The sequence below is a fragment of the Streptomyces sp. NP160 genome (assembly GCF_006335115.1).
GTDB lineage: Bacteria > Actinomycetota > Actinomycetes > Actinomycetales > Quadrisphaeraceae > Quadrisphaera.
The window spans coordinates 100,601-124,370 of sequence record NZ_VDMJ01000003.1; the positions used below are offsets into that span (position 1 = coordinate 100,601).

General features: G+C 77.5%; 21 protein-coding genes. 12 read left to right on the plus strand and 9 right to left on the minus strand.

Annotation, left to right across the window (positions count from 1 at the left end; translation table 11 throughout):
- The first annotated feature begins 30 nt into the window (after window positions 1-30).
- Window positions 31-1,410 (plus strand): isochorismate synthase MenF, encoded by a 1,380-nt coding sequence (locus FHN55_RS01655; protein ID WP_139710128.1) that lies wholly within the window; start codon window positions 31-33, stop codon window positions 1,408-1,410.
- Window positions 1,411-1,450: 40 nt separating this feature from the next.
- On the opposite strand, the gene menD is transcribed toward FHN55_RS01655, so the two are convergent.
- Both menD and FHN55_RS01665 read right to left on the minus strand, forming a co-directional pair.
- Entirely contained in the window at window positions 1,451-3,247 is a 1,797-nt protein-coding gene (gene menD / locus FHN55_RS01660) for a 2-succinyl-5-enolpyruvyl-6-hydroxy-3-cyclohexene-1-carboxylic-acid synthase (RefSeq protein ID WP_139710130.1), read from the minus strand.
- 26 nt (window positions 3,248-3,273) lie between these two features.
- On the minus strand, window positions 3,274-4,347 hold the full coding sequence (locus tag FHN55_RS01665) for an o-succinylbenzoate synthase (RefSeq protein ID WP_218974245.1): 1,074 nt from the start codon (window positions 4,345-4,347) through the stop codon (window positions 3,274-3,276).
- Window positions 4,348-4,448: 101 nt separating this feature from the next.
- Between FHN55_RS01665 and FHN55_RS01670 the strand changes: the two genes are divergently transcribed.
- Complete coding sequence (locus tag FHN55_RS01670) at window positions 4,449-5,189, plus strand: DUF6518 family protein (RefSeq protein WP_139710132.1); 741 nt, start codon at window positions 4,449-4,451, stop codon at window positions 5,187-5,189.
- Between the two features lie 12 nt (window positions 5,190-5,201).
- Here FHN55_RS01670 and FHN55_RS01675 read toward each other — a convergent pair whose 3' ends face one another.
- On the minus strand, window positions 5,202-5,906 hold the full coding sequence (locus FHN55_RS01675) for an HAD family hydrolase (protein WP_218974246.1): 705 nt from the start codon (window positions 5,904-5,906) through the stop codon (window positions 5,202-5,204).
- An 18-nt stretch (window positions 5,907-5,924) separates the two neighbouring features.
- A complete protein-coding gene (locus FHN55_RS01680) occupies window positions 5,925-6,791 on the minus strand; it encodes an SDR family NAD(P)-dependent oxidoreductase (protein WP_218974247.1) in 867 nt (288 codons plus the stop codon).
- A 94-nt stretch (window positions 6,792-6,885) separates the two neighbouring features.
- On the opposite strand from FHN55_RS01680, the gene FHN55_RS01685 reads away from it, so the two are divergent.
- Together FHN55_RS01685 and FHN55_RS01690 are read left to right on the plus strand one after the other, a co-directional pair.
- Window positions 6,886-7,980 carry an AbrB family transcriptional regulator gene (locus tag FHN55_RS01685; RefSeq protein ID WP_218974248.1) on the plus strand — a complete coding sequence of 365 codons (1,095 nt, stop codon included), beginning with the start codon at window positions 6,886-6,888 and terminating at the stop codon, window positions 7,978-7,980.
- A 27-nt stretch (window positions 7,981-8,007) separates the two neighbouring features.
- Window positions 8,008-11,766: a SpoIIE family protein phosphatase gene (locus tag FHN55_RS01690; protein ID WP_218974249.1), complete on the plus strand. Its 3,759-nt coding sequence runs from the start codon at window positions 8,008-8,010 to the stop codon at window positions 11,764-11,766.
- Between the two features lie 14 nt (window positions 11,767-11,780).
- Here the strand turns inward: FHN55_RS01690 and FHN55_RS01695 are convergent, their stop codons facing one another.
- On the minus strand, window positions 11,781-12,167 hold the full coding sequence (locus FHN55_RS01695) for a tautomerase family protein (RefSeq protein WP_139710136.1): 387 nt from the start codon (window positions 12,165-12,167) through the stop codon (window positions 11,781-11,783).
- Window positions 12,168-12,258: 91 nt separating this feature from the next.
- Between FHN55_RS01695 and FHN55_RS01700 the strand changes: the two genes are divergently transcribed.
- The 7 genes from FHN55_RS01700 (at window position 12,259) to FHN55_RS01730 (ending at window position 18,819) form a co-directional block, all read left to right on the plus strand.
- Window positions 12,259-12,648: a hypothetical protein gene (locus FHN55_RS01700; RefSeq protein WP_139710138.1), complete on the plus strand. Its 390-nt coding sequence runs from the start codon at window positions 12,259-12,261 to the stop codon at window positions 12,646-12,648.
- Window positions 12,649-12,698: 50 nt separating this feature from the next.
- Entirely contained in the window at window positions 12,699-13,643 is a 945-nt protein-coding gene (locus FHN55_RS01705; RefSeq protein WP_139710340.1) for a 1,4-dihydroxy-2-naphthoyl-CoA synthase, read from the plus strand.
- Between the two features lie 13 nt (window positions 13,644-13,656).
- Window positions 13,657-14,679: an acyl-CoA/acyl-ACP dehydrogenase gene (locus FHN55_RS01710; RefSeq protein WP_139710140.1), complete on the plus strand. Its 1,023-nt coding sequence runs from the start codon at window positions 13,657-13,659 to the stop codon at window positions 14,677-14,679.
- 103 nt (window positions 14,680-14,782) lie between these two features.
- Window positions 14,783-15,538 (plus strand): hemolysin III family protein, encoded by a 756-nt coding sequence (locus FHN55_RS01715; RefSeq protein ID WP_180357568.1) that lies wholly within the window; start codon window positions 14,783-14,785, stop codon window positions 15,536-15,538.
- Between the two features lie 96 nt (window positions 15,539-15,634).
- The gene (locus tag FHN55_RS01720; protein WP_139710144.1) at window positions 15,635-16,327 is read left to right on the plus strand and encodes a hemolysin III family protein; all 693 of its coding nucleotides are present in this window, start codon (window positions 15,635-15,637) and stop codon (window positions 16,325-16,327) included.
- 78 nt (window positions 16,328-16,405) lie between these two features.
- Window positions 16,406-18,634, plus strand: coding sequence for a carbon starvation CstA family protein (locus FHN55_RS01725; protein ID WP_139710146.1), 2,229 nt, complete (start codon window positions 16,406-16,408; stop codon window positions 18,632-18,634).
- The gene (locus tag FHN55_RS01730; protein ID WP_139710148.1) at window positions 18,631-18,819 is read left to right on the plus strand and encodes a YbdD/YjiX family protein; all 189 of its coding nucleotides are present in this window, start codon (window positions 18,631-18,633) and stop codon (window positions 18,817-18,819) included. The genes FHN55_RS01725 and FHN55_RS01730 overlap by 4 nt, the downstream gene beginning before the upstream one ends.
- A 56-nt stretch (window positions 18,820-18,875) precedes the next feature.
- On the opposite strand, the gene FHN55_RS01735 is transcribed toward FHN55_RS01730, so the two are convergent.
- Entirely contained in the window at window positions 18,876-20,234 is a 1,359-nt protein-coding gene (locus tag FHN55_RS01735) for an MFS transporter (RefSeq protein ID WP_257570617.1), read from the minus strand.
- A 37-nt stretch (window positions 20,235-20,271) separates the two neighbouring features.
- Between FHN55_RS01735 and FHN55_RS01740 the strand changes: the two genes are divergently transcribed.
- The gene (locus tag FHN55_RS01740) at window positions 20,272-21,051 is read left to right on the plus strand and encodes an NAD(P)-dependent oxidoreductase (RefSeq protein ID WP_139710152.1); all 780 of its coding nucleotides are present in this window, start codon (window positions 20,272-20,274) and stop codon (window positions 21,049-21,051) included.
- A 16-nt stretch (window positions 21,052-21,067) separates the two neighbouring features.
- On the opposite strand, the gene FHN55_RS23480 is transcribed toward FHN55_RS01740, so the two are convergent.
- From FHN55_RS23480 to modA, 3 genes are read right to left on the minus strand one after another with little or no spacing between them, the layout of a single operon-like run.
- A complete protein-coding gene (locus tag FHN55_RS23480) occupies window positions 21,068-22,192 on the minus strand; it encodes a sulfate/molybdate ABC transporter ATP-binding protein (RefSeq protein WP_139710154.1) in 1,125 nt (374 codons plus the stop codon).
- A gap of 19 nt (window positions 22,193-22,211) precedes the next feature.
- Window positions 22,212-22,934, minus strand: a complete 723-nt coding sequence (locus FHN55_RS23485) for an ABC transporter permease (RefSeq protein ID WP_257570618.1) — start codon at window positions 22,932-22,934, stop codon at window positions 22,212-22,214.
- A 59-nt stretch (window positions 22,935-22,993) separates the two neighbouring features.
- On the minus strand, window positions 22,994-23,764 hold the full coding sequence (gene modA / locus FHN55_RS01755; protein ID WP_218974250.1) for a molybdate ABC transporter substrate-binding protein: 771 nt from the start codon (window positions 23,762-23,764) through the stop codon (window positions 22,994-22,996).
- Window positions 23,765-23,770: the final 6 nt, after the last annotated feature.

The following is a 23,770-nucleotide window of genomic DNA, read 5'->3' on the forward strand; positions in this document are numbered from 1 at the left end:
ACCCGTGGGAGGCGCCTAGCCTTGTCAGCGATGACCACGACCGTCGGCCGCTCCGGCCGTCCGCCCCAGCCCCGCTCGCTCGAGCCGGGCGAGCCGGGGCCCGGGCTGTCGTCCGGCAGCAGGCTCCGCTGGCGCACCACGCGGGTGGCCGACCCCGGCCCCCTGCTCGAGCTGCTCGCCCGCCGCTCGCCGTCCGCGAGCCCGCTGGCCTGGGTGCGCCGCGGGGAGGGCCTGGTCGGCTGGGGCGAGGCCGCGCGCGTCCAGGCCGGCGGCGAGCACCGCTTCGCCACCGCCGCGGCCGCGTGGCGGGACCTCGTGCTGGGCGCCCCGGTGGTGGACGACGTGCGCCTGCCCGGCACGGGCCCCGTGGCCTTCACGTCGCTGTCCTTCGACGCCTCCTCGGCCGGTGGCGGCGTCCTCGTGGTCCCCGAGGTGCTCGTCGGGCGCCGGGGCGACGTGGTCTGGGTGACCACCGCCGAGCCGGTGGACTCCCCGGTCGGCTCCGCGAGCGCCTCGGCGGCGTCCGCGGTCGCCGCGGGGGACCCCGTGGAGCCGGTCCACGGCCCCGGTGGTGTGCGGTACGCCGACGGCGCGCTGTGCGGGCCGCGCTGGGCGACCGCGGTGGCGCGCGCGGTGGCGCGCATCCAGGCCGGCGAGCTGGAGAAGGTGGTGCTCGCCCGCGACCTCGTCGCCGAGGCCGAGCACCCCGTCGACGCCCGCTGGCTGCTGGCGCGCCTCGCCGAGGCCTACCCGTCCTGCTGGTCGTTCTCCGTGGACGGCCTGGTCGGCGCCACCCCGGAGCTGCTGGTCCGCCGCGAGCGGGGCCTGGTGCACTCGCGCGTGCTGGCCGGCACCATCCGCCGCACCGGTGACGAGCAGCGCGACGCCGCGCTGGCGGGCTCCCTGGCCCGCTCGGGCAAGGACCTCGAGGAGCACGAGTACGCGGTGCGGTCGGTGGTCTCGGCCCTGGCGCCCCACTGCCGGACGACCACGGCGCCCGACGCCCCCTTCGTGCTGCACCTGCCCAACGTCATGCACCTGGCCTCCGACGTCACCGGCGTCCTGGACGACGCCCGCCCCGGGGGTGCGCCCGGCGTGCTGGAGCTGGCCGCCGCGCTGCACCCGACGGCCGCGGTCTGCGGCACGCCGACGCCCGCGGCGGCAGCGCTCATCGCCGAGCTGGAGGGCATGGACCGCGACCGCTACGCCGGCCCCGTCGGATGGGTCGACGCCGGCGGCGACGGCGAGGTCGGGCTGGCGCTGCGCTGCGCGCGCATCGACCCCGACGACGCGCGCCGGGTGCGCCTGTTCGCCGGCTGCGGGGTGGTGGCCGGCTCGGACCCGATGGCCGAGCTGGCGGAGTCGGACGCGAAGCTCGTCCCCGTGCGCGACGCGCTCGGCGGGGCCTGAGGCGCTGCCCCCTCCCGGCTGGGCAGCCGCCCCCGGCTGGTCAGCCGCCGCTGGTGGCGCTGCGGACGCGGCCGCGGATCCTGGCGTGCAGGTCCCGCAGACCGGACCTGTCGGCGGGGACGACGAGCACCTCGCACCCCCGCACCGGGGCCGCGAGCGCCGCGCGCAGGCCGGCGAGGTCGGTCACGCGGCGCGCGGGGACGCCGAGCGCCCCGACCAGCGCGACGAGGTCCCGTCCGTGGGGCGTGCCGAAGAGCCGCTCGAACACCCGCGACCGGTCCGGGTGGGCCGGGTCGCCGTGCTCGAGCCCGGTGAAGATGCCGCCGCCGTCGTCGTCGAGGACGACGACGCGCAGGTCCGGCGCGGGCTCGCCCGGCGGCAGGAGCAGGCCGTTCGCGTCGTGGAGGGCCGCGAGGTCACCGACCAGCGCCGTGGTGGGCGCACCGGCGCCCAGCGCTGCTCCCACGGCGGTGGACAGGGTGCCGTCGATGCCTGACAGGCCGCGCCCGGCGAGCACGAGGGGCGCTGAGGCCGGGACGGTCCAGGGGGCGGCGGCGAGGTCGAGGTCGCGGACGGCGTTGGAGGCGGCGGTGACCAGCAGCTCCCCCGGCCGGGCCGCGGCGGCGACCTCGCGGGCGAGGAGCGGACCGGTGAGGCGGCCGGCGCGGGCCTCGTCGTCGAGCACCGCGTCCAGGACCGCCTGCGCCGCCAGGCCTGCGCGCTGCCAGCGCCGGAGCCACGCCGTGGGCGCGGCGCCACCGCCGTCGTCGCCGTGCTCGTCGCGCTGGTCCGGCGGCACCAGCACGCGGCGGTGCCGGCGGCCGGAGCCCGGGCCGGGGTCGTCGGGGTGGGCCACCAGCTGGACCAGCTCGACGTCCGCGCGGGCGAGCAGCGCGCTCACCGGGCGGCTCAGCGTCGGTCTGCCCACGGCCACGACGCGCTCGACCGCGCCCCCGAGGTCCGGCAGGTCGAGCAGGAGGCGGTAGGCGGCCACGGCGCCGGGCCCGCTGCGGGCCCCGGAGCTCGGCTCGGCGAGCAGCGGCCAGGCGCAGCGCTCCGCGAGCGCGCGGGCGAGGGCGCCGAGCGCGGGCGGGCCGTCCCCGGCGACCACCACCGTGCGCTCGGGCCCCCCGGCGAGCTCCTCGTCCGCACTCCCCGCGGGAAGTGCGGAGGAGGGAGCCGCTGGCGCACTCCCCGCGGGAAGTGCTGGAAGGGCGGGAGGGGTCCAGGGGACGTCGGGCACGAGCGGGTCGGCGAAGGCCAGGTCGCCGTGCACCGGGCCCGGGCGCCCACCGCGCTCGCCGCGGGCGGCGGCCACCAGGTCGGCGACGCCCGCCGCCCAGGTGGCCCGCGCCCGCGCGAGCGGCTCGCGCGGGCCCGGCACCGGCAGGTCCAGCGCCAGGCGCGCCGCAGCGCCGAAGAGCCCCGCCTGCAGCGCGGTGGTCTGGTTGGCCCACGTCCCGCGCACCCCGTGGGGGCGGTCGGCGGAGAGCACCAGCAGCGGCACCGCGGACTCGGCCGCCTCCAGGACGGCCGGGTGGAGGTTCGCGACCGCGGTCCCCGAGGTCGTCACCACCGCAGCGGGCAGGCCGGTGGCACGGCCCACCCCGAGCGCGGTGAACGCGGCGGCGCGCTCGTCGTGGCGCACGTGGAGCCGCAGCAGGCCCGCCGCGTCGGCGTCGTGCAGGGCGTACGCCAGCGGCGCCGACCGCGACCCGGGGCACAGCACCACCTCGCGCACCCCCGCCTGCGCGAGGGCGAGGACGACGACGCGCGCGAGCAGCGTGGAGGGCTGCGTCGAGGGCTGCTCGTCGGACGGCGCGGAGGGGGACGGCACCGGCCCATCATCGCCAGGGCGGCTGGTCACAGCAGCGCGTGGCAGCGCCGCAGCCGCTCCAGCCACCACGCGCGCCGCGCGGGAGGCGCGGCGTGCCGCTCCAGGAGCGCCGGGTCCGGTGCGACGGCCCCCACCGCCAGGGCGCCGTCCGCGAGCGCCCGCGGCGCAGCGACGTCCGCGGCGAACAGCGACCCCGTGCCCAGCCCGCTGGCCAGCTGCTCCTCCCCCGGCGCCAGCGGCAGCGCGGCCGCGGCGGCGAGCCCGGCGGACAGCCCGACCGCCGTGTCCAGCGCGCTCGACAGCACCACCGGCACGGCCCGCCCGTGCCGGGCCAGCCCTGCGGCCCGCAGCTGCTCCGCCAGCGCCAGCACGGCCCGCACACCACCCATCGGCGGCACCTTGAGGACGGCGACGTCGGCCGCGCCGGCCCGCACGACCGCCAGGGGGTCCGCGGCGCGGCGGATGCTCTCGTCGGCGGCCACCGGGACGACGACGCCGTCGCGCGCCAGCCGCTCGCGCAGGGCCACGAGCTCGTCCACACCCGCGCAGGGCTGCTCGGCGTACTGCAGCGGCCCCTGCCCCGGGGCCGAGACCAGCGCGGTGAGCGCCCGCGCGGCCTCGTCGACCGTCCAGCCGCCGTTGGCGTCCACCCGCACCCGGCCGCCGCCGTCTGCGCGCCCGGCCAGCACCTCGCGGACCGCCGCCACACGGGCGAGGTCGTCGGCGAGCCCCTGCCCGCGCTCGGCGACCTTCACCTTGGCGGTGGTGCAGCCGGGGAACCGGGCCAGGACCTCCGGCACCCGCTCGGCGGGCACCGCGGGCACGGTGGCGTTGACGCCGACCCGCTCGCGCAGCGGCGCCGGCCACCCGGTCCACGCGGCCTCGACGCCGGCGGCGAGCCAGGCGGCGGCGGTCTCGTCGTCGTACTCGGCGAAGGGCGCGAACTCCCCCCACCCGGCCCGGCCGCGCAGCAGCACCGCCTCGCGCACGTCGATGCCGCGGAAGCGCACCCGCAGCGGCAGCGAGACCACCGCGGCCCCGGCCAGCAGCTCCTCCAGCGGCGGCACGGGACCGGGGGTGCCGGAGCTCTGCGGGGCCACGGCCCCACGCTCTCAGGTCATCCCCCGGGCTGACCCGCGCACCCCGGCGCCGCGGCCGCGGGCTGACGACGGCGGCCACCGCCGCGCAGGAGGCTCGGCGCATGAGCGCCGCAGCCCCCGCCGCCCCCCTCCGGCGCGCTGCCCGCGCTGCCCGCGCAGGCCGTCTGAGCCGTCCCGGCCGCCCGGAGCGCCGCCCCGCCTCCGCCGTCACGGCCCACGCGGTGGCCGCGACCACCGCCGCGACCGCCGCCGCCGTGATGCTGGGCGCCGCCACCGAGGCGGCGCAGGGGGCGCTGCCCACGGCGTGGGGCCCGCTCGCGAACTCGGTGACGGCCTGGGTGCTGCTGCCGGCGGCGCTGACCACCGCCGTGCTCGCCGCCGTCCCGCGCCGGGGCACCGGCACGGGCCTCCCGCTGGCGCTCGCGGCCGGCCTCGCCACGACGCAGGGCCTGGTGGCGGGCTACTACGGCTGGGCGGCGCTGGTCAGCGGCACGCCGCACGCGTGGTCCTCCGTGGTGCTGTGGGCAGCCGCCGGCCTGGTCAGCGGTGCCCTCGTGGGCGCCGTGGCGCTGGTGCGCGCCACCGAGCGCGGCGCCGTGCGCGGTGCGGCCACCGGCCTGCTCGCCGCGGTGCCCCTGGCGGACGGGGGCCGCACGGTGCTGCTGTTCCCGTGGCAGGCGGCAGGCGGCTGGGCGTTCGCCGCGCTCGCCGTCGTCGTCCTGCTGGGGGTGCTGCGCCGCGGTGAGCGCGCAGCGGGGTGGATGACGGCCGCGGCGGCGCTGGCCGCGGGCGCCGGGGCCTTCGCGGTGCTCGACGCCGCGGTGCGCCTCGCGACCCTCTGAGGCGCCGGCCCGTCAGCCGGCGAGCGCGGACCGCACCGCCGGCAGGTCCAGCACCTCGGTGAGCGAGCCCACCACGCTCCGCTCGTGCGGCGGGGCGGACCCCGTCCTGTCGACGAGCACGGCGTGCAGCCCGGCGGCGCGGGCCCCGAGGACGTCGACCTCGTGGTCGTCCCCCACGTAGAGCACCTGGTCCGGGGCCAGGCCGAGCCGCTCGCAGACCGCGGCGAAGGCTCCCGGTCGCGGCTTGGCCACCCCGAGGGCGTCGGCCGCGAACAGCGGGCCGGTGGCACCGGCCAGCCCGAGGCGGTCGACCTTGTCCCGCTGCAGCTCCTCCACGCCGTTGGTCAGGACGGCGGTGGCCAGCCCCCCGTCGCGCAGCGCGGCGAGGACGACGAGGGCGTCGTCGAAGGCCCGCCAGTGGCGGCGGAACTGCGCGAGGAACCCGGCGAACTCGCGGTCGAGCTCGGCCGGGGTCCCCGCCTGCCGCCCCACGAGCGGCAGGAACGCGCGCAGGCGCTCGCGGCGCTGCTCGTCGTGGGTGATCTCACCGTCGCGCCAGCGGGTGAAGTGCTGCTCCTCCAGGGCGAGCCAGCGGGCCTCGAGCTCCGCGGTGGGCTCGACGCCGCGCTCGGCCAGCCACGCGCGCAGGCCCGCGGTCGCAGCGCCCACGTGGTCGACGAGGGTCGCGTCCAGGTCGAAGACGACGGCTCTCAGCACCGGCGGACCGTCCCCGGGTCAGGCGGGGACGCCGACCATCTCGGCGGAGCGCTCCCACAGCCCGCGGGCCAGGGCGACGTCGTCGGCCTGGCGGTTCGGGCGGCCGGGGGCGAACCTGTCGAGGTAGGCGCCGTCGACGGTCTCCGGGTCGGGGCGGGTGGCCAGCGCGAGCAGCGGGGCCGCGCCCTCCTCGGCGGTGATGGTCAGCACGCGGCTGAGCGGCGGGCTGTAGAGCACGCGGAACAGGGGCGAGTCGGCGCCGAACGCCGTGCCCACCACCCCGGGGTGGAAGCACGACGCGGTGGCGCTCCCGCCGAGGCGGCGGGACAGCTCCCGCGTGAACAGGACGTTCTCGAGCTTGGTGGTGCCGTAGACCTTGAAGCTGCGGTAGCGGCCGGAGCTGGTGTCGAGGTCGTCGAGGTCGACGCTGCCGAAGGAGTTCGCCCGGCTGGACGTGGTGATGACCCTCGCTCCGGGCGTCGCCTCGACCCGCTCGCGCAGCAGCGCGGTCAGCAGGAACGTGGCCAGGTGGTTCACCTGGAAGGTCTTCTCGTGGCCGTCCTCCGTGGTGACGCGCTGCGGGAAGGTGCCGCCGGCGTTGTTGGCCAGCACGTCGATGCGCTCGCAGCGCTCCAGCACCTCGGCCGCGGCGCGGCGGACGTCGGCGAGCCGGGTGAAGTCGGCCAGGACGGGCTCGACGCCGAGCTCCGCGGCCAGCGCGCCGGTGCGCTGCGGGTCGCGCCCCAGCGGCACGACCGTCGCGCCGGCGGCGGCGAAGCGGCGCGCTGCGGCCGCGCCGATGCCGGAGCTGGCTCCGGACACGACGACCGTGCGGCCCTCCAGGCGGGGCAGGGCTGAGCCGGGGGTTCGGGGCGCAGGGGTCACCCCGACAGGATCTCCGCACTCCTGCGCGGCGGCCATCCGGCGGGTCCGGCCCCGTCCCCCCGGCGGGCGGGCGGCGCGCACCTAGCCTGGGGACGTGGCGTGGCTGGTGGTCGCGGCGGCGACCGCCGCGCTCGCGGCGGGGATGACGCGCCTCGGGGTCCCGTCGGCGGCGCTGTTCGCCGCGGTGCTCGCCGGGCTCGCCGTGGCCCTCACCGGCTGGCCGCGGACGCGCTGGCGCCGCGGGGAGCGCCTGGAGCTGGCCAGGCCGGTCTCCAAGGGCGCGCAGGCGGTGCTCGGCGTGCTGTCGGGAGCGCTGCTGCAGCCGGCCACCCTGGCCGAGCTGGCGGGCTCGTGGGCCCCGGTGCTGGCCGCCGTGCTCGCCACGCTCCTGGTCAGCGTGCTGGCCGGGCTGCTGCTGGGGCTGCGGCGCGACGTCGACGCCGCCACCGGGTCCTTCGCCATGGTCGCCGGTGGGGCGTCGGGTCTGACCGCCATCGCGGGTGAGCTGGGCGCCGACCAGCGCGTGGTGGCGGTGGTGCAGTACCTGCGGGTGCTGCTCATCCTGCTGGCGATGCCGGTGGTGGCGGTGCTGCTGGGCGGCGGGTCGAGCGGGACCGGCGGCGGTGCTGGCAGCGGCTCCGGGGGTGGCCTGTCCGCGAGCGCGGCGCCGTGGTGGGCCGACGTGCTCTTCACCGCGGCCGTGGCCGCGGTGGGGATCTGGCTGGCGCGCCTGGCGAAGCTGCCGGCCGGGCCGCTGCTCGGGCCGATGGTGGTGGCGGCGGCGGTCTCGGCGACCGGCCTCACGCAGGGGGCGACGGTGCCCGCTCCGGTGCTGCAGGTGGCGTTCGCGCTGATCGGCCTGCAGGTGGGCCTGTCGTTCACGCGGTCGAACCTCAGGACCGTCGGGCGGGTGCTGCCGACGGCGCTGGTGCTCATCGTGGGAGTCGTCGCGGCGACCGCAGCCGTGGGCGTCCCCCTGCTGCGCCTCACCGGCGCCTCCACGCTGGACGCCTACCTCGCCACCACGCCGGGCGGCCTGTACGCGGTGGTGGCGACGTCGGCGGACAGCGGCGGTGACACCACCCTGGTGCTGGCCGTCCAGGTGCTCCGCCTGCTGGTCATGCTGCTGCTGGCGCCGGTCGTCGGGGCGGCCCTGGGACGGCGTCGCGGCAGGCCACCGGGCGGCTGATCGCCGGCGCGGGTGCGACCCTGGACCGTGCCACAGGACCGGGAGCTGTTCGCCGACCGCTCGGAGGCGGGCCGGCTCATGGCTGCGACGGACTGGGCCGCCACACCGGTGGGCCCGGTCAGCTCCTGGCCGCAGTCGCTGCGCGCGGCCGTCAGGACCGTGCTCTCCTCGCGCTACCCGATGCTGCTGCTGTGGGGCGAGCAGTACACGCAGCTCTACAACGACGCCTACTCCCAGCTGATCGGTGACGGCCACCCCGCGGCGATGGGCGGCGACGTGCGCGTCACCCTCGCCGACGGCTGGCCCGTGCTGGCGCCCATCGTCGACGGGGCGATGGCGACCGGCGTCGCCAGCTGGGTGCCCGCCCTGCAGCTGCTGCTGACGAGGTCGGGCTACCGCGAGGAGGCGTACTTCAGCGTCTCCCACGCGCCGGCGCGCGACGACGACGGCGTCGTCCGGGGTGTGCTCACGGTGTGCAGCGAGGTCACCGAGCAGGTGGTCGGGGAGCGCCGGCTGCGCCTCCTGCACGAGCTGGCCGTCCCCACCGACCCCACCGCGACGCTGGAGCGCACCGCCGGCGCCCTCGCCGAGGTCATCTCGCGCCACCCGCTCGACGTCCCCCTCGCCGCGCTGTACCTGGCCGACGCCCCCGCGACACCCACCGCCGACGGCCCCGGCGCCGGGGTCCTGCGCCGCCTCGTCCCCGAGGACGGCCCGCTGCCGCAGCAGGTCCGAGCCGGTGGGGACGACGCCTGGCAGCTGGGCAGGGCGGCGTCCGGGCACGTGGGCCACGTGCACGACCCGGCGGGCGTGCGGGGCCTGGGCGGCGTCCGCGGCGGCCCCTGGGACGACCCGGTCACCGACGTGCTCGCCCTGCCGCTGGCCCCCGACGAGGCGGGCCGCCCGCTCGGCGTGGCGCTGGTGGCCGCCAGCCCCGCGCGCGCCCTCGACGAGGGCTACCGCTCGTTCTTCGACCTGCTGGCCCAGCAGGTCGGCGGCTCGCTGCGCACGGCGCTGGCCTACCAGCGCGAGCGCGCCCGGGCCGAGGCCCTCGCCGAGCTCGACAGGGTCAAGACGCGGTTCTTCACCAACGTCAGCCACGAGTTCCGCACACCGCTGACGCTGATGCTGGGTCCGCTCGGCGACGCCCTGGCCGACACCGCTGCGCCGCTGGACCCCGCGCAGCACGAGCGCGTGGAGGTGGCCCGCCGCGGGGCCGTCCGGCTGCTGAAGCTCGTCGACGACCTGCTCACCTTCACCGAGCTGGAGGCCGGAGCACCGCGGGGCCCCGCGGCCGCGGTCGACCTGTCGGAGCTGACGGCCGACCTCGCCAGCGCCTTCCGCTCCGCGGTCGAGCGGGCGGGGCTGTCCTTCACCGTCGAGTGCGCCCCCCTGCCCCGCCCCGTCGCGGTGGACCCCGGCGACTGGGAGAAGGTGGTCACCAACCTCGTCTCGAACGCGCTGAAGTTCACCTTCGTCGGGGGCATCCGCGTCTGTCTCGGGGCGGACGCGGCCGGCGCCCGGCTGGTCGTCGCCGACACGGGGATCGGCATCGAGCCCGCAGACCTGCCGCGGCTGTTCGAGCGGTTCCACCGCGTGCACGGGGCGCGCTCGCGCAGCCACGAGGGGTCGGGCATCGGCCTGGCGCTGGTCCGTGAGCTGACGCGGCTCCACGGCGGCGAGGTGGAGGTCAGCAGCACCCCGGGGGCCGGCACGGCCTTCACCGTGACGCTCCCCTGGGCCCTGCCGGGCGAGACGACCGCCTCCGCCGGCCCGCAGCACGCCGCACCGCCGGCGCCCGGGGCCTCCCGCGCGCTGGCCGCCGCCGTCGAGGAGGCGGTCGGGTGGCTCCCGCCCGAGCGGGCGGAGGACGGGGCCGGCGCCGCGACGGAGGCGGAGGCGGACCCCGCAGCCCTGCGCGTGCTCGTCGCGGACGACAACGCCGACATGCGGACCTACCTGGTGCGCCTGCTCACCGCCCGCGGGTGGCGCGTGGAGGCGGTGCCCGACGGCGCAGCAGCGCTGCACGCCGCGGTGCGCCAGGAGCACGACGTGCTCCTGACGGACGTGATGATGCCCGGCCTGGACGGCTTCGAGCTGGTGCGGACGCTGCGCCGCGACCCGCGGACCGCCGCGCTGCCCATCGTCGTCCTGTCCGCCCGGGCCGGCGAGGAGGCCGGTGTCGAGGGGCTCGAGCTGGGCGCCGACGACTACGTCACCAAGCCCTTCGCGGCGGCCGAGCTGGTCGCCCGGCTGCGGAGCACCGTGCAGCTCGCGCGCCTGCGCAGCCAGCACACCGCCCACCTGGCGGCGCTGGCCGACACGGCCGGCGAGCTCAGCTCCGACCGCGCCTTCGAGGACAGCCTGCGCACCGTGACCGCTCAGGCCCGGGCCCTTCTGGGCGGCCGCGCAGCCGTCCTGGCGCTCGACGCCGTCGACGGGCGCCCCCCGGCGCACGTCATCGACCCGCCCGTGCCGGGCGAGGCCGCGCCGCCGGGGGACCTCGCCGTGGTCGAGGTCCGCGGGCGCGGCGGCCGGCTCCTGGGCACCCTCGCCGTCCACCCCGCCGCCGGGCGGCGCTGCACGCCCGAGGACCAGGTGCTGCTGCGGCCCGTCGCGCAGATGGTCGCCGCGCTCGTCGAGGGGACCCTGCGCTTCGGGCGGGCCCACGAGGTCGCCGCCACGCTGCAGCGCAGCCTGCTGCCCGACCACCTGCCGGACGTCGCCGACCTCGACCTCGCCTTCCGCTACCTGCCGGCGAGCAGCGAGGTGAGGGTGGGCGGCGACTGGTACGACGTGGTGGAGCTGCCCGACGGGGGCGTGGCCCTCAGCGTGGGCGACGTCGCCGGGCACGGTCTGGACGCGGCGGCCGTCATGGGGCAGCTGCGCGTCGCCGCACGCGCCCACTGCCTCGTGGGCCTGGCCCCCTCCGAGGTCGCGGGCCGGCTGGACGGCCTGGTCGCCGCCCTGCCGGGCGACGTGATGGCGACGTACCTGCTCGTCCAGGTGCGTCCCAGCACCGGGGACCTGCTGTGGTGCTCCGCCGGGCACCCCCCTGCCGTCGTCACCGACGGCGCCGACGCGCGCTGGCTCGACGGGCCCGTGCAGCCGCCGCTCGGGACGGGCCTGTGGCGGCCCGACGGCGACGCGGCGGCTCGCCTGCCCGTGGGCGGGCACCTGCTGCTCTACACCGACGGCCTGGTGGAGGACCGCGACCACCAGCTGGACGCCGGGCCGGGGCGGCTGCTGTCCCGGGTGCGCGAGGCGCTGGCCGCGGGCGGTGGACCGGCGACGGCCGAACGGCTCGTGCAGGCCGCGCTGGACGCTCCCGAGGCCGGCGACCGGCCCGACGACGTCGCCGTCCTGGCGGTGCGCCGGACGGAGGCCGCGCCCTCCGCCGCGGCCCGCACCGACGTCGACACCCGCCTGGTCTACCCGGCCGTCTTCGCGTCCGGCGCCCAGCTGCGCCGCGACCTGCGACGGCTGCTGGGCGGGGCGCGGGTCCCGGAGGACGCCGTGGCGGACCTGCTGCTGGCGGCTTCGGAGGCGTTCAACAACGCGGTGGAGCACGCCCGGGACCCGAGCCGGCCCGAGGTCGAGGTGTCGGTGCGCTCGAGCGCGAGCGAGACCGTGCTGGAGGTGCGCGACCACGGCCGGTGGCGACCGCGGCGCTCGAGCATGGACCGCGGCCACGGCTCGGCGCTCATGAGCGCCGCCGGCGACGTCCACATCGACCCGGGACCGGACGGGACCACGGTCGTGATCCGCCGCTCCCTGGCGCGCTGAGGCGGCAGCGCCGCTCAGACGTCGACGCGGTACGGCAGCGCCAGCTCGTCGCCCGGGAGGCCGCGGACCGCCCAGTCGTGGCGGGGCGTCTCGACGATGGTGACCTCGAGGTCGGCCGGCTCGACGCCGAGGGCGGCGACGTCGCGGTAGAGCCGCGCGTAGAAGGCCTTCTTGGTCGCCACGGAGCGCCCCTCGAACATGAGCACCTCCACCACGAGGTAGCGCTCGGTGCGCCCCTCCGGGGTGGGGAAGTCCTCCGCGGCCATGGGGAAGAACCGGTGGAAGCGCTTGGTCACCGGCAGCTCGAGGACGTCGACGGCGGCGGCGTGCAGGACGTCCGACAGCTGCTGGCGCACCTCCCGCAGGAAGGTGTCGCGGCCGTGGACCTTGAACTGGGCCATGCACCGAACGTCCCACACGGCAGGGTCGGGACGGGAGCCCTGCGGCGCGGGACCCGGGCGCGGGCCCCTCGGAGCCCTACGCTCGCCCGCCATGACCAGCAGCGCCGCACCGCTGGGAGCGACCGCGCCGGCGGCGCGCCCGCCCCGCTCGACCGCCGACCTCCTCGTCAGCGCCGCGCTGCTCGTCCTCGCCGTGGCTGGGGCGCTCGTGGCCACGCTCGCGGGGGTCGTCCTGGTCATGGCCGGCGACGGCTGCGGCATCCAGGGCGAGTGCTCGGAGCTGGGGCTCGCGGCCGGGGTGGGGACCGCCGCTCTCGCGCCGTGGGTCGGGGTGCTGGGCCTGGGGGCCTGGACGGTGGTGCGGCTGGTGCGCCGCCGCCGCGCGTGGTGGACGGCGCTGGTGTCGCTGCTCGCCGTGCCGGCGCTGTGGTCCGCGGGCGCGGGGATCGTCTGGCTGTCCGTCGGCGGAGCCGGCCGGTGACCGACGACCGGCCGCGGACGGCGGCTGCCTAGGGTGACCCGGTGAGCGCGCTGCCCGGGGTCTCGGACACCTTCGACGCCGACGCCTGGGCGGTCGTGCCCGGCTTCGAGGGCCTCACCGACACCACGTACCACCGCTGCGTGCTGCCCGGCGCGGCCGGCGGCACCGTGCGGATCGCGTTCGACAGGCCGCACGTGCGCAACGCGTTCCGCCCGCACACGGTCGACGAGCTGTTCCGCGCCCTCGACCACGCCCGCCGCTCCCCCGACGTCGGCTGCGTGCTGCTCACCGGCAACGGCCCGAGCCCCAAGGACGGCGGGCACTCCTTCTGCTCCGGCGGGGACCAGCGCATCCGCGGCAGGTCCGGCTACCAGTACGCGACCGGGGACGCGCCCGACGAGACGGCGGCGGGCGTCGATGCCCGGCGCACCGCCGCCGAGGGCGGGCGGCTGCACGTCCTCGAGGTGCAGCGCCTCATCCGGACCATGCCGAAGGTCGTCGTCGCGGTCGTGCCGGGGTGGGCCGCCGGCGGGGGCCACAGCCTGCACGTGGTGTGCGACCTCACCGTCGCCAGCCGCGAGCACGCCCGGTTCAAGCAGACCGACGCCGACGTCGGCAGCTTCGACGCCGGGTACGGCTCCGCGTACCTGGCGCGCATGGTCGGGCAGAAGCGCGCGCGGGAGATCTTCTTCCTGGGCCGGGCGTACTCGGCGCAGGAGATGGCCGACATGGGCGCCGTCAACGTGGTCGCCGACCACGCCGACCTCGAGCGGGAGGCGCTGCGCGTGGCCGCGGAGGTGTGCGGCAAGAGCCCCACGGCGCAGCGGATGCTGAAGTTCGCCTTCAACCTCGTGGACGACGGCCTCATGGGGCAGCAGGTGTTCGCCGGCGAGGCGACGCGGCTGGCGTACATGACCGACGAGGCCGTGGAGGGCCGCGACGCGTTCCTGCAGCGCCGCGACCCCGACTGGTCACCCTTCCCGTACTACTTCTGAGGAGGGCACCGCCGTGCCTGACCTGACAGCCCGGGAGCGGGCGCGCGCCCTGGCCGAGGAGCTGCTCGCGCCGCAGGTGGCAGCCGTCGAGGCCGCCGGGGCGGTGCCCCGCTCCCACCTCGACGCGCTCGCGGCGGCGGGACTGAGGGCCGCGGAGGGCGACGACGCGCTCGCCGTCGTCGAGGAGCTGGCCGCCGGTGACCTCGCCACCGCCTTCGTGTGGATCCAGCAGGTCGGCGTGGCGCGCTGGCTGGGGGCCGGCGGCGCCCAGGACCGCCGGTGGGCCGCGCAGCTCGACGACCTGCGCGCCGGGCGCGCGCACGCGGGCATCGCCCTGCAGGCCGCGCTGCGGCCGGGCCCGGCCGCCGTCGTGGCGCGCCCGCGGGACGACGGCGACGGGTGGGTGCTCGACGGCGCGGTGCCGTGGGTGACGGGCTGGGGCCTGCTCGACGCGGTGCTGCTGACCGCCCGCGACGGCGAGGAGGTGCTCTTCCTCCTCCTGGACCTGGCGGTGGTGCGCGCGGGCGGCGAGGTGCCCGGGCTCCGCGGCGAGCTGCTCCCCCTGGCGGCCGTGCGCGCCAGCCGCACCGTGGAGCTCCACCTGGACGGCTTCCGGGTGGGCGCCGACCGGCTCGTGGCCCGCGGACAGCACGCCACCCTGCTGGCCGGGGACGCCGCCGGCCTGCGCCCCAACGGGTCCCTCGCCCTCGGGCTCGTGCAGCGCTGCGTGCGGGCGCTGCACGCCGACCCGCGCCACGCGGACCGTGCGGCGGCGCTGGCCGCCGAGCTGGGCTCCGTCCGCGCCCGCCTCGACGCCGCCGGTCCCGAGGACCTGCCGGCGGCGCGGGCAGCGGCCGTCGACCTCGCGTGGCGGGCCGCCGCGGCCCTGGCGCTCGCGACCGGCAGCAGCGCCGTCATCGCCCCCTCGCTGGCCGAGCGCACCGTCAGGGAGGCGCTCTTCCTGCTCGTCTTCGGCTCCCGCCCCGCGATCCGCGAGGCCCTGCTCGGCGGCCTGCTCCCCGGCCAGCCGGCCTGAGGCCGGGCCTGGACGGCGGCGCACCGAGCTCTCGCGCGCGCGTCACCCGCCGTCCACCCGACCGTCGCCGCGCGGGGTGGCGCGACCGCTACACAGGCGGTCTGTGAGCGCACCCGCACTCCCCACCCGCGACAGCGGGCAGAGCTCGTCCTCCGCGGAGCGGCTCCGCCCGGCGGTGCCGCGCCAGCGCCTGCGCCGGGCCGGAGCGAGGACGCCGGACCCCGCCGTCGTCCCGGCGCGGCCCCTCCTGCGCGGGTGGCTGCACGCGGCCTTCGTGCCGGCGGTGGTTCTGAGCGCGGCGCTGCTCCTGCCCCGCACCGGCACCGCCGCACAGGCCTGGGCGGTGGCGGTCTTCCTGGTGCTCAGCGCGGCGCTGTTCACCACCAGCGCCGCGTACCACCTGCTGCGCTGGTCACCGGCGGCGCTGCTGCGCATGAAGCGGCTCGACCACGGCAACATCCCGCTGGCGGTGGCCGCCGGCGCCACGCCGCTGCTGGTGCTGGGCGTGCCCGGCCCGGACGGCGCGCTGCTGCTGGCCGTGGTGTGGGTGGCGGCCGGGCTCGTCGCGGCCTCGCGGTGGCTCTGGCCGGGCTGCCCGCGGGCCCTGCACACGGCGGGGACCGCGGCCCTCGGGTGGGCCGTCCTGCCCGCGCTGCCCGCCGTGGCGGCCCACGGCCAGCTGGCCGCCGCCGCGCTCGTCGTCGTCAGCGGGCTCCTGCTCACGGCGGGGGGCGCGGTCTACGCGGCGCGGTGGCCGGAGCCGTCGCCGCGCTGGTTCGGCCACCACGAGGTCTTCCACGCCCTCACCGTGGTCGCGTGGCCGGTGCACGCGGGCGCCGTCTGGCTGCTGTGCGCGTGATCACCGGGCCGGTCACCCCTGTCGGCTGCCAGGTGGACGTGGTAGACCGGACTGAGACGACGGCGTCCTGACCCTCGACACCCGGAGGTGCCTCGCATGAGCGCGTCCCAGCCGGTGCCCTCGCGGGTCCCCGTGCCCTCACCGTCCTCGCTCGCCCCGGTGCTCAAGCCCCTGATGCGCGGGTGGCTGCACGCCGGTGCCGTGCCCCTGGTGCTGGCCGCCGGGATCGTGCTCGTGTGCCTGGCGAGCGGCGCCGCCGCCACCACGGCCGTGGCCATCTTCGCCGGCACGAGCACGGTGCTCTTCGCCACCAGCGCCGTCTACCACCGGTTCCGGTGGTCCGACCGCGCGCGGCTGTGGCTGATGCGCGCCGACCACGGCAACATCCCGCTGGTCATCGCCGGGTCGATGACGCCGGTGGCGCTGCTCGGGCTCACGGGCGGCTGGCGGGTCGGGGTGCTCGCCACGGTGTGGACGGCGGCGCTGCTCGCGGTGGCCTTCCGCTGGCTGTGGCCGCGCTGCCCCCGCGCGCTGCACACGAGCATCTCGCTGGTCCTCGGGTGGGCGCTGCTGCCCGCGCTGCCGGTGCTGCTCTCGCACGGCGGCGTGGCCGTCTTCACGCTGGTCCTCGTGGGCGGCGCGCTCTACACGGTGGGCGGGGTGGTCTACGGCCTCAAGCGCCCGAACCCGTGGCCGCGCACCTTCGGCTTCCACGAGATCTTCCACGCGCTGACGCTGCTGGCCTGGCCGGCGCACTACGTGGCGATCAGCCTGCTGGCCTACCGCTGACCGACCCCCGGAAGGCGTCCCCCGCGAGACCGACGTAGCCTCCTCAGCGATCTCACAGACGAGACCGAGGAGTCGACCATGGCCACCGCGACCACGACGTCCGACCCGGGCGAGGTCGAGCAGCCCCAGACCGCGCCACCCCGCTCGAAGGCGGGACAGGTGGCGCTGTGGACCGGGGTGTCCCTGGTCGGCGCCGCCTGCTGGACGGTGCTCGCGGTCTCGCGCGGGGAGTCGGTGAGCGCGCTGTGGATCCTCTTCGCGGCGCTGTGCTCCTACGCCATCGCCTACCGCTTCTACGCCCGGTTCATCACCTACCGGGTGCTGCGCGCCGACGACCGCCGGGCCACCCCCGCGGAGCGGCTCGAGAACGGCACCGACTACGAGGTGACCGACCGGCGGGTGCTCTTCGGGCACCACTTCGCGGCCATCGCCGGCGCCGGTCCTCTGGTCGGGCCGGTTCTCGCGGCGCAGATGGGGTACCTGCCGGGGACCATCTGGATCGTCGTCGGCGTGATCTTCGCGGGGGCGGTGCAGGACCTCGTCGTCCTGTTCTTCTCGATGCGCCGCAACGGCAAGAGCCTCGGGCAGATGGTGCGCGAGGAGATCGGCGTGGTCGGCGGGGCCGCGGCGCTCATCGCCGTCTTCGCCATCATGATCATCATCCTGGCGGTGCTGGCGCTCATCGTGGTCAACGCGCTGGCCGAGTCTCCGTGGGGCGTCTTCTCCATCGCGCTGACCGTGCCGATCGCCCTCTTCATGGGCGTGTACCTGCGCTACCTGCGGCCCGGGCGGGTGCTGGAGACCACCGCGATCGGCGTCGTCCTGCTGCTCGTGGCCATCATCGGCGGCGGCTACGTGGAGCAGCTCGGCCTGGCGGAGTCGCTGACGCTGAGCAAGGAGACGCTCGTCGTCGCGCTGGTGGTCTACGGCTTCGTGGCCTCGGTGCTGCCGGTGTGGCTGCTGCTGACCCCCCGCGACTACCTGTCGACGTTCATGAAGGTCGGCGTCATCGTGCTGCTGGCCGCGGCGCTGCTGCTGGCGCGCCCGGTGCTCGAGAACGACGCGGTCACGAGCTTCGCCCGCGAGGGGAACGGGCCGGTCTTCGCGGGATCGCTGTTCCCCTTCGTGTTCATCACCATCGCCTGCGGCGCGCTGTCGGGCTTCCACGCGCTCATCAGCTCGGGCACCACGCCCAAGATGGTGGCCAAGGAGCGGCAGGTCCGGTTCATCGGCTACGGCGGCATGCTCATGGAGAGCTTCGTGGCCATCAGCGCGCTCATCGCCGCCTCCGTCATCGACCAGGGCCTCTACTACGCGATGAACGCACCGGCCGGCGCCACCGGCGGCGAGCCGGGGGCCGCGGCGCAGTACGTGACGGGGCTCGGCTTCCCCACGTCGCCCGACGCGCTGGCCGCGGCGGCCGCAGCCATCCAGGAGCCCAGCATCATCAGCCGCACCGGCGGCGCGCCGACGCTGGCGATGGGCATCTCGCAGATCTTCCACGAGGCGTTCGGCGGGAACCTGCAGGCGTTCTGGTACCACTTCGCGATCATGTTCGAGGCGCTGTTCATCCTCACCGCCGTCGACGCCGGCACCCGCGTGGGCCGCTTCATGCTGCAGGACACCATCGGCAACGTCTGGCCGAGGTTCGGCGACCTCACGTGGCGCACCGGCACCTACGCCGCCAGCGCCGTCGTCGTGGGGGCGTGGGGGTACTTCCTCTACACCGGCGTCACCGACCCGCTCGGCGGCATCAACCAGCTGTTCCCGCTGTTCGGCATCGCCAACCAGCTGCTGGCGGCCATCGCGCTGACGCTGTGCACCACGCTGCTCATCAAGCACGGCAAGGCCAAGTGCGCGTGGGTGACGGGTGTGCCGCTGGCCTGGGACCTCGTCGTCACGATGACGGCCAGCTGGCAGAAGGTCTTCTCCTCCAACCCGGCCATCGGGTACTTCGCGCAGGCCTCCCGCTACCGCGACGCGCTGGCCTCCGGTGAGGTGCTGGCCCCCGCGAAGGACGCCGCGCAGATGCAGCAGGTGGTCACCAACTCCACCACCAACGGCGTGCTGCAGTCGCTGTTCGCGCTGCTCGTGCTGGTGGTGGCGGCCAACGCGGCGGTGGTGGTGGCCCGCGCGCTGCGGGCCGGTGGTCTGCCCACCACCGAGGTGCCCTTCGAGGAGTCCCGCCTGGTGGAGCCCGCCGGGCTGCTCACCACCCCGGCCGAGAAGGAGGCGGTGCGCCAGCACGCCGCCGCCGGCGGCGGGATGGCGCGTCCGGGCCACGGCGGTCACGGGAGCCACCGGTGAGGTCCCGCGCGCGCCAGGCCGTCGCCGGGGTGCGCTGGTACCTGCGCGAGATCGGCGGCACCGCGCGCTGGGAGGCGTACCTGGAGCGCTGCCGGGAGCACGGGCACGAGCCGGTGAGCCGGCGCGAGTTCGAGCGGGCGCGCACCGACGCGAAGGCCGCCAGCCCCGGCGCCCGCTGCTGCTGAGCCAGTGGCCGACCGCCCATGACCACGGTGGTCACGGGCGATCGGCCACCGCGGGGTCAGGCGGGCGAGGACGACGACGCGCTGACGCCCTCCGGGCGCGGGGCGCGCCGCAGCGACACCGACAGCACCGCGGCGACCGCGCACAGCGCCGCACCGCCGACCCACGCCGCGGTGTAGGTGCCCGTCTGCTCGCGGAGCACGCCGGCCACCCCGGCGGCGACCGCCGCCCCCACCTGGTGGGAGGCGAACACCCACCCGAACACGACCGTGCCCGCGGACCCGAACAGCTCTCGGCACAGCACGGCGGTGGGCGGGACGGTGGCCACCCAGTCCAGCCCGTAGACCACGACGAAGAGCAGCATGCTGGGGTGCACGGCCGGCCCGAGCAGCCACGGGAGCACGAGCAGCCCCACCCCGCGGAAGGCGTAGTAGGCGAGCAGCAGGAGCCGGGGGTCGAACCTGTCGGTGAGGTACCCCGAGGCGATGGTGCCGGCGATGTCGAAGACCCCGACGACGGCGAGCAGCCCGGCGGCCGTGGTGGTGGCCATGCCGTGGTCGTGGGCGGAGGGCACGAAGTGGACGCCCACCAGCCCGTTGGTGGTGGCACCGCAGATCGCGAAGGCGCCGGCCAGCGCCCAGAACGCCGGGCGCCGGCTCGCCTCGCGCAGGGCCCGCACCGCCCGGGCCGCCGCTGCGCCGCGGGCCGCCGGCGCGCGCTCGGGCGCCACGCGCGGCGAGGCCTGCTCCAGCGGTGAGAGCGGCCCGTCCGCAGCGGGCTGAGCGCCGTAGGGCAGCACGCCGAGGTCGAGGGGCCGGTCGCGCAGGAAGAGCAGGACCAGGGGGACGACGGCGAGCGCTGCGGCGGCCACCACCAGCACCGCCGTGCGCCAGCCCAGCGCGTCCGAGGCCCACGCGACCACCGGCAGCAGGGAGAGCTGGCCGGTCGCGCTGCCGGCGGTGAGCACGCCGATCACCAGGCCGCGGCGCCGCACGAACCACCGGTCGGCGACGGTGGCGGCGAAGACGAGGGCCATCGAGCCGGTGCCCAGGCCGATGAGCAGGCCCCACGTGGGCAGCAGCTGCCACGCCGCCTGCGCCCGGGAGGACAGCGCCGCGCCGGCGGCGATGAGCAGGAGCGCGCACGCCACCACCCGCCGCATGCCGAAGCGCTCCATGAGGGCCGCGGCGAACGGCGCTGTCAGCCCGAACAGCACGAGGTTGAGGCTGACCGCGAGCGACATGAGCGACGTCGACCAGCCGAGCTCGTCGTGCAGGGGGACCATGAGCACGCCGGGTGCGGCGCGGAACCCCGCCGCCCCGACCAGCGCGACGAAGGCCACGGCCGCCACGCCCCACGCGGGGTGCACGCGGCGGCGGCCGGCTCGGGTCGGGGACGGCTGGGGCGAGGCGCTCACCACCGCTCCAGTGTGCCGCCGCTCGTAGGGTCGAGGGGTGCCCTCGGACAGCGACCACCGGCCCCTCGTCGTCGTCACCGGCGCTGCCGGGCGCATCGGCCGGGCGACGGCTCCCCTGCTCCCCTCCTCCTGGCGGCTGCGGCTGACCGACCTGCGTGCGGGCGAGCTGCCCGGCAGCGGGCTGCCGGTGCAGGCCCTCGACGTCACCGACGAGGTGGCGTGCCGGGCTGCCTTCGACGGGGCCGACGCGGTGGTGCACCTGGCCGGGGTGCCGGACCCGACGGCGACGTGGGACCGGCTGCTGCCCGCGAACGTGGTGGGCACCCACGCGGTGGCCGCGGCCGCCACCGCGGCCGGGGTGCGCCGGCTGGTGCTGGCGAGCAGCCTGCAGGCCGTCTCGGCCCTGCCCGCGGAGCACCAGGTCCGCAGCGAGGACCCGCCGCGACCCGCCAACCTCTACGGCGCCACGAAGGGGTGGGCGGAGCTGGTCGGCTCCTGGGCGGCGGCGACCAGCGGCACCTCGGTGGTGGCGCTGCGGATCGGCTTCTTCCAGGAGCAGGGTCCGCCGTGGCCGGGCGCGACGCCGCGCGACCAGGCGGCGTGGCTGTCGGTGCGCGACGCCGCCGACCTCCTGCGCGCCTCCGTGGAGTCCGACCTGCGGGGCGCCGACGGGCGGCCGGTCGGGCACGGGGCGGGGTTCGTCGTGGTCAGCGGGACCTCGGCCAGCCGGTTCCGCAAGGCCGACCTGTCCACCGCGGTGCAGGTGCTCGGCTACCACCCGCTCGACGACACCTGGGCCGACCAGCCCGGCGGCTGAGCGACCCGGGCGGTGGTCAGCGGCGGGCGGCGTGGACGGCGACCTCGGCGGCCTTCACCGCGAACCAGACCCGTGCGCCCGGCACCAGCTCGAGGTCGGCAGCGGAGGCGGCGGTCACGTCGGCGGCCAGCACCGGGCGGCCCCCGGCGCCGGCAGCGCCCCCCGCCGCCCGGGCCAGGACGCGGACCAGCGACCCGCGGGGCTCGACGGCCTCCACCACCACCGGCAGGGCGTTGCGCGGGCTGGAGGCACCAGCGGTGGGGTGGTCGCGGTGCACGGCCACCGCCGCCGGTGAGAAGACGGCGACAGCGGGCTCTCCCGGCGCGCAGCCGGTGTCGAGCACCCCGGCCACCGCCGCACCCGCCGCCGCGCGCAGGCCGTCGGCCGCGGCGGTGCCGACGAGGAGGTTGAGACCCGCCAGGCGCGCGGCGAAGGCGCTGCGCGGACGGGCCAGCACCTCACGGACCGGCCCCTCCTCGACCACGCGGCCGGCCTCCAGGACCACCGCGCGGTCGGCCAGGGCGAGGGCGTCGAGGGGGTCGTGCGTGACCAGCAGCACCGGTGGGGAGGGGTCCGGCGCCGCTCCCGACAGCACCCGCCGCAGCACGTGGCGCACCTCGGGCGCCGCGGAGACGTCCAGGGCGGCGAGGGGCTCGTCGAGCAGCAGCGCGCGCGGCTGCGCTGCCAGCGCCCGGGCCACGGCCACGCGCTGCGCCTGGCCACCGCTGAGCTGCGCAGGGCGGCGGTCGGCGAGGTGCGCCACGTCGACGCGCTCCAGCCAGCGCCCCGCGGCCTTGCGCGCCGTGGTGCGGGCAGCCCCCGCGGCCCGGGGGCCGAAGGCGACGTTGTCCCGGGCCGTCAGGTGCGGGAAGAGCAGGGCCTCCTGGGCCAGCAGGGCCGTGCCGCGGCGGTGCGGCGGCACGTCGACCGCGCCGCCCCGCTCCCCGACCGCGAGCAGGACCTCACCGTCGAGCTCCACCCGCCCGCGGTCCGGGCGCAGCAGGCCCGCGGCGACGGCCAGCAGGGTCGACTTCCCGGCGCCGTTGGGGCCGAGCAGCGCCACCACCTCGCCGGGGGCGACGCGCACCTCGGCCTCCAGGCCCCGCTGGACCACCGCCGCGCGCACCAGCAGGCCTCTCACCGGACGTCCACGGCACTGCTCACAGGACCTCCGTGCGCCGGCCCCGCGCCACGACGATGACGACGACCGCCACCACGACGAGCACGAGCGAGAGGGCCACGGCGGCGCGGGCGTCGGACTCGCGCTGCAGGTAGACCTCCAGCGGGAGCGTGCGGGTGACGCCCTGCAGGCTGCCGGCGAAGGTGAGGGTGGCGCCGAACTCCCCCAGCGACCGCGCGAAGGACAGCACGGCCCCCGAGGCCAGGCCGGGGAGCACCAGCGGCAGCGTGACGCGGCGCAGCACGGTGGAGGGCGCAGCGCCGAGCGTGGCGGCCACCTGCTCGTAGCGGGTGCCCCGGGCCCTCAGCGCTCCTTCGAGCGAGAGCACGAGGAAGGGCATCGCCACGAAGGCCTGCGCGATGACCACCGCGGCCGTGGAGAACGCGATGCGCAGCCCGAGCACCTCGAGGGTGGCGCCGAGCAGGCCCTGCCGGCCGAACGTGTAGAGCAGCGCGATGCCGCCGACCACCGGCGGCAGCACCAGCGGCACGAGCACGAGGGAGCGCAGCAGCCGCAGCCCCGGGAAGGAGCAGCGCGCGAGCACCAGCGCCAGCGGCACGCCGAGCAGCAGGCAGACCGCGGTGCTGCAGGTGGAGGTCAGCAGCGACAGCCGCAGGGCGGCCATCGACGCCTCGGAGGTGACCAGCGCGGGGAAGGCCCTCCAGTCGACCTCGGCGACCACCGCCACCAGCGGGAGCACCACGAACGCCGCACCCAGGGCCGCCGGCGCGAACGCCCAGCCCGGCAGCCCGGCCCGGGTGCTCAGGGGGCTCCGAAGCCGGCGGCCTGCAGGACCGCGCGGCCCCGGGTCCCGGCGACGGCCTGCGTGAACTCCACGGCCAGCTCGGGCTGGGCGGCCCCCTGCAGCGGGGCGACCGGGTAGGTGTTCACGGCGCCGCTGCTCTCCGGGAAGGGCACGGCGGTGACCCTCCCCCGGGCTGCCCGGGCGTCGGTGACGTAGACCAGGCCGGCGTCGGCCTCTCCCGACTCCACCTTGGTGAGCACGTCGGTGACCGAGCTCTCCTCGCTGACGGGCGAGAGGGCCACGCCGGTGGACCGCTCGACGCGCGCGGCCGCCGCGCCGCACGGCACCTGCGGCGCGCACACCACCACGGCGGTGCCGCTCCTGGCGAGGTCCGCGAACGACGCGACGCCCTCCGGGTTCCCCGGCGGGGTGACGATGGTCAGCACGTTGGTGGCGAAGTCCACCGGGGCCTGCGCGGTCAGCCCCGCGTCGACCACCTCGAGCATGTTCTCCTCGTCCGCGGTGGCGAGGACGTCGGCCGGCGCGCCGTTGCGGACCTGCGTGGCCAGGTCGGACGACCCGGCGAAGCTGAAGGCGACCCGCACCCCCGGGTGCTCCGCCTCGAACTGCTCCCCGATCTCGGTGAACGCGCCCTTGAGCGAGGCCGCCGCGAACACGGTGAGCGTCCCGGTGGGCGCGGAGGACGACGACGACCCGGCCGCCGTCGTCGTGGCAGCGCTGCCGGAGGCGCAGCCGGTCAGCAGCAGTGCGCCGGAGGCGAGGAGCACCAGCGC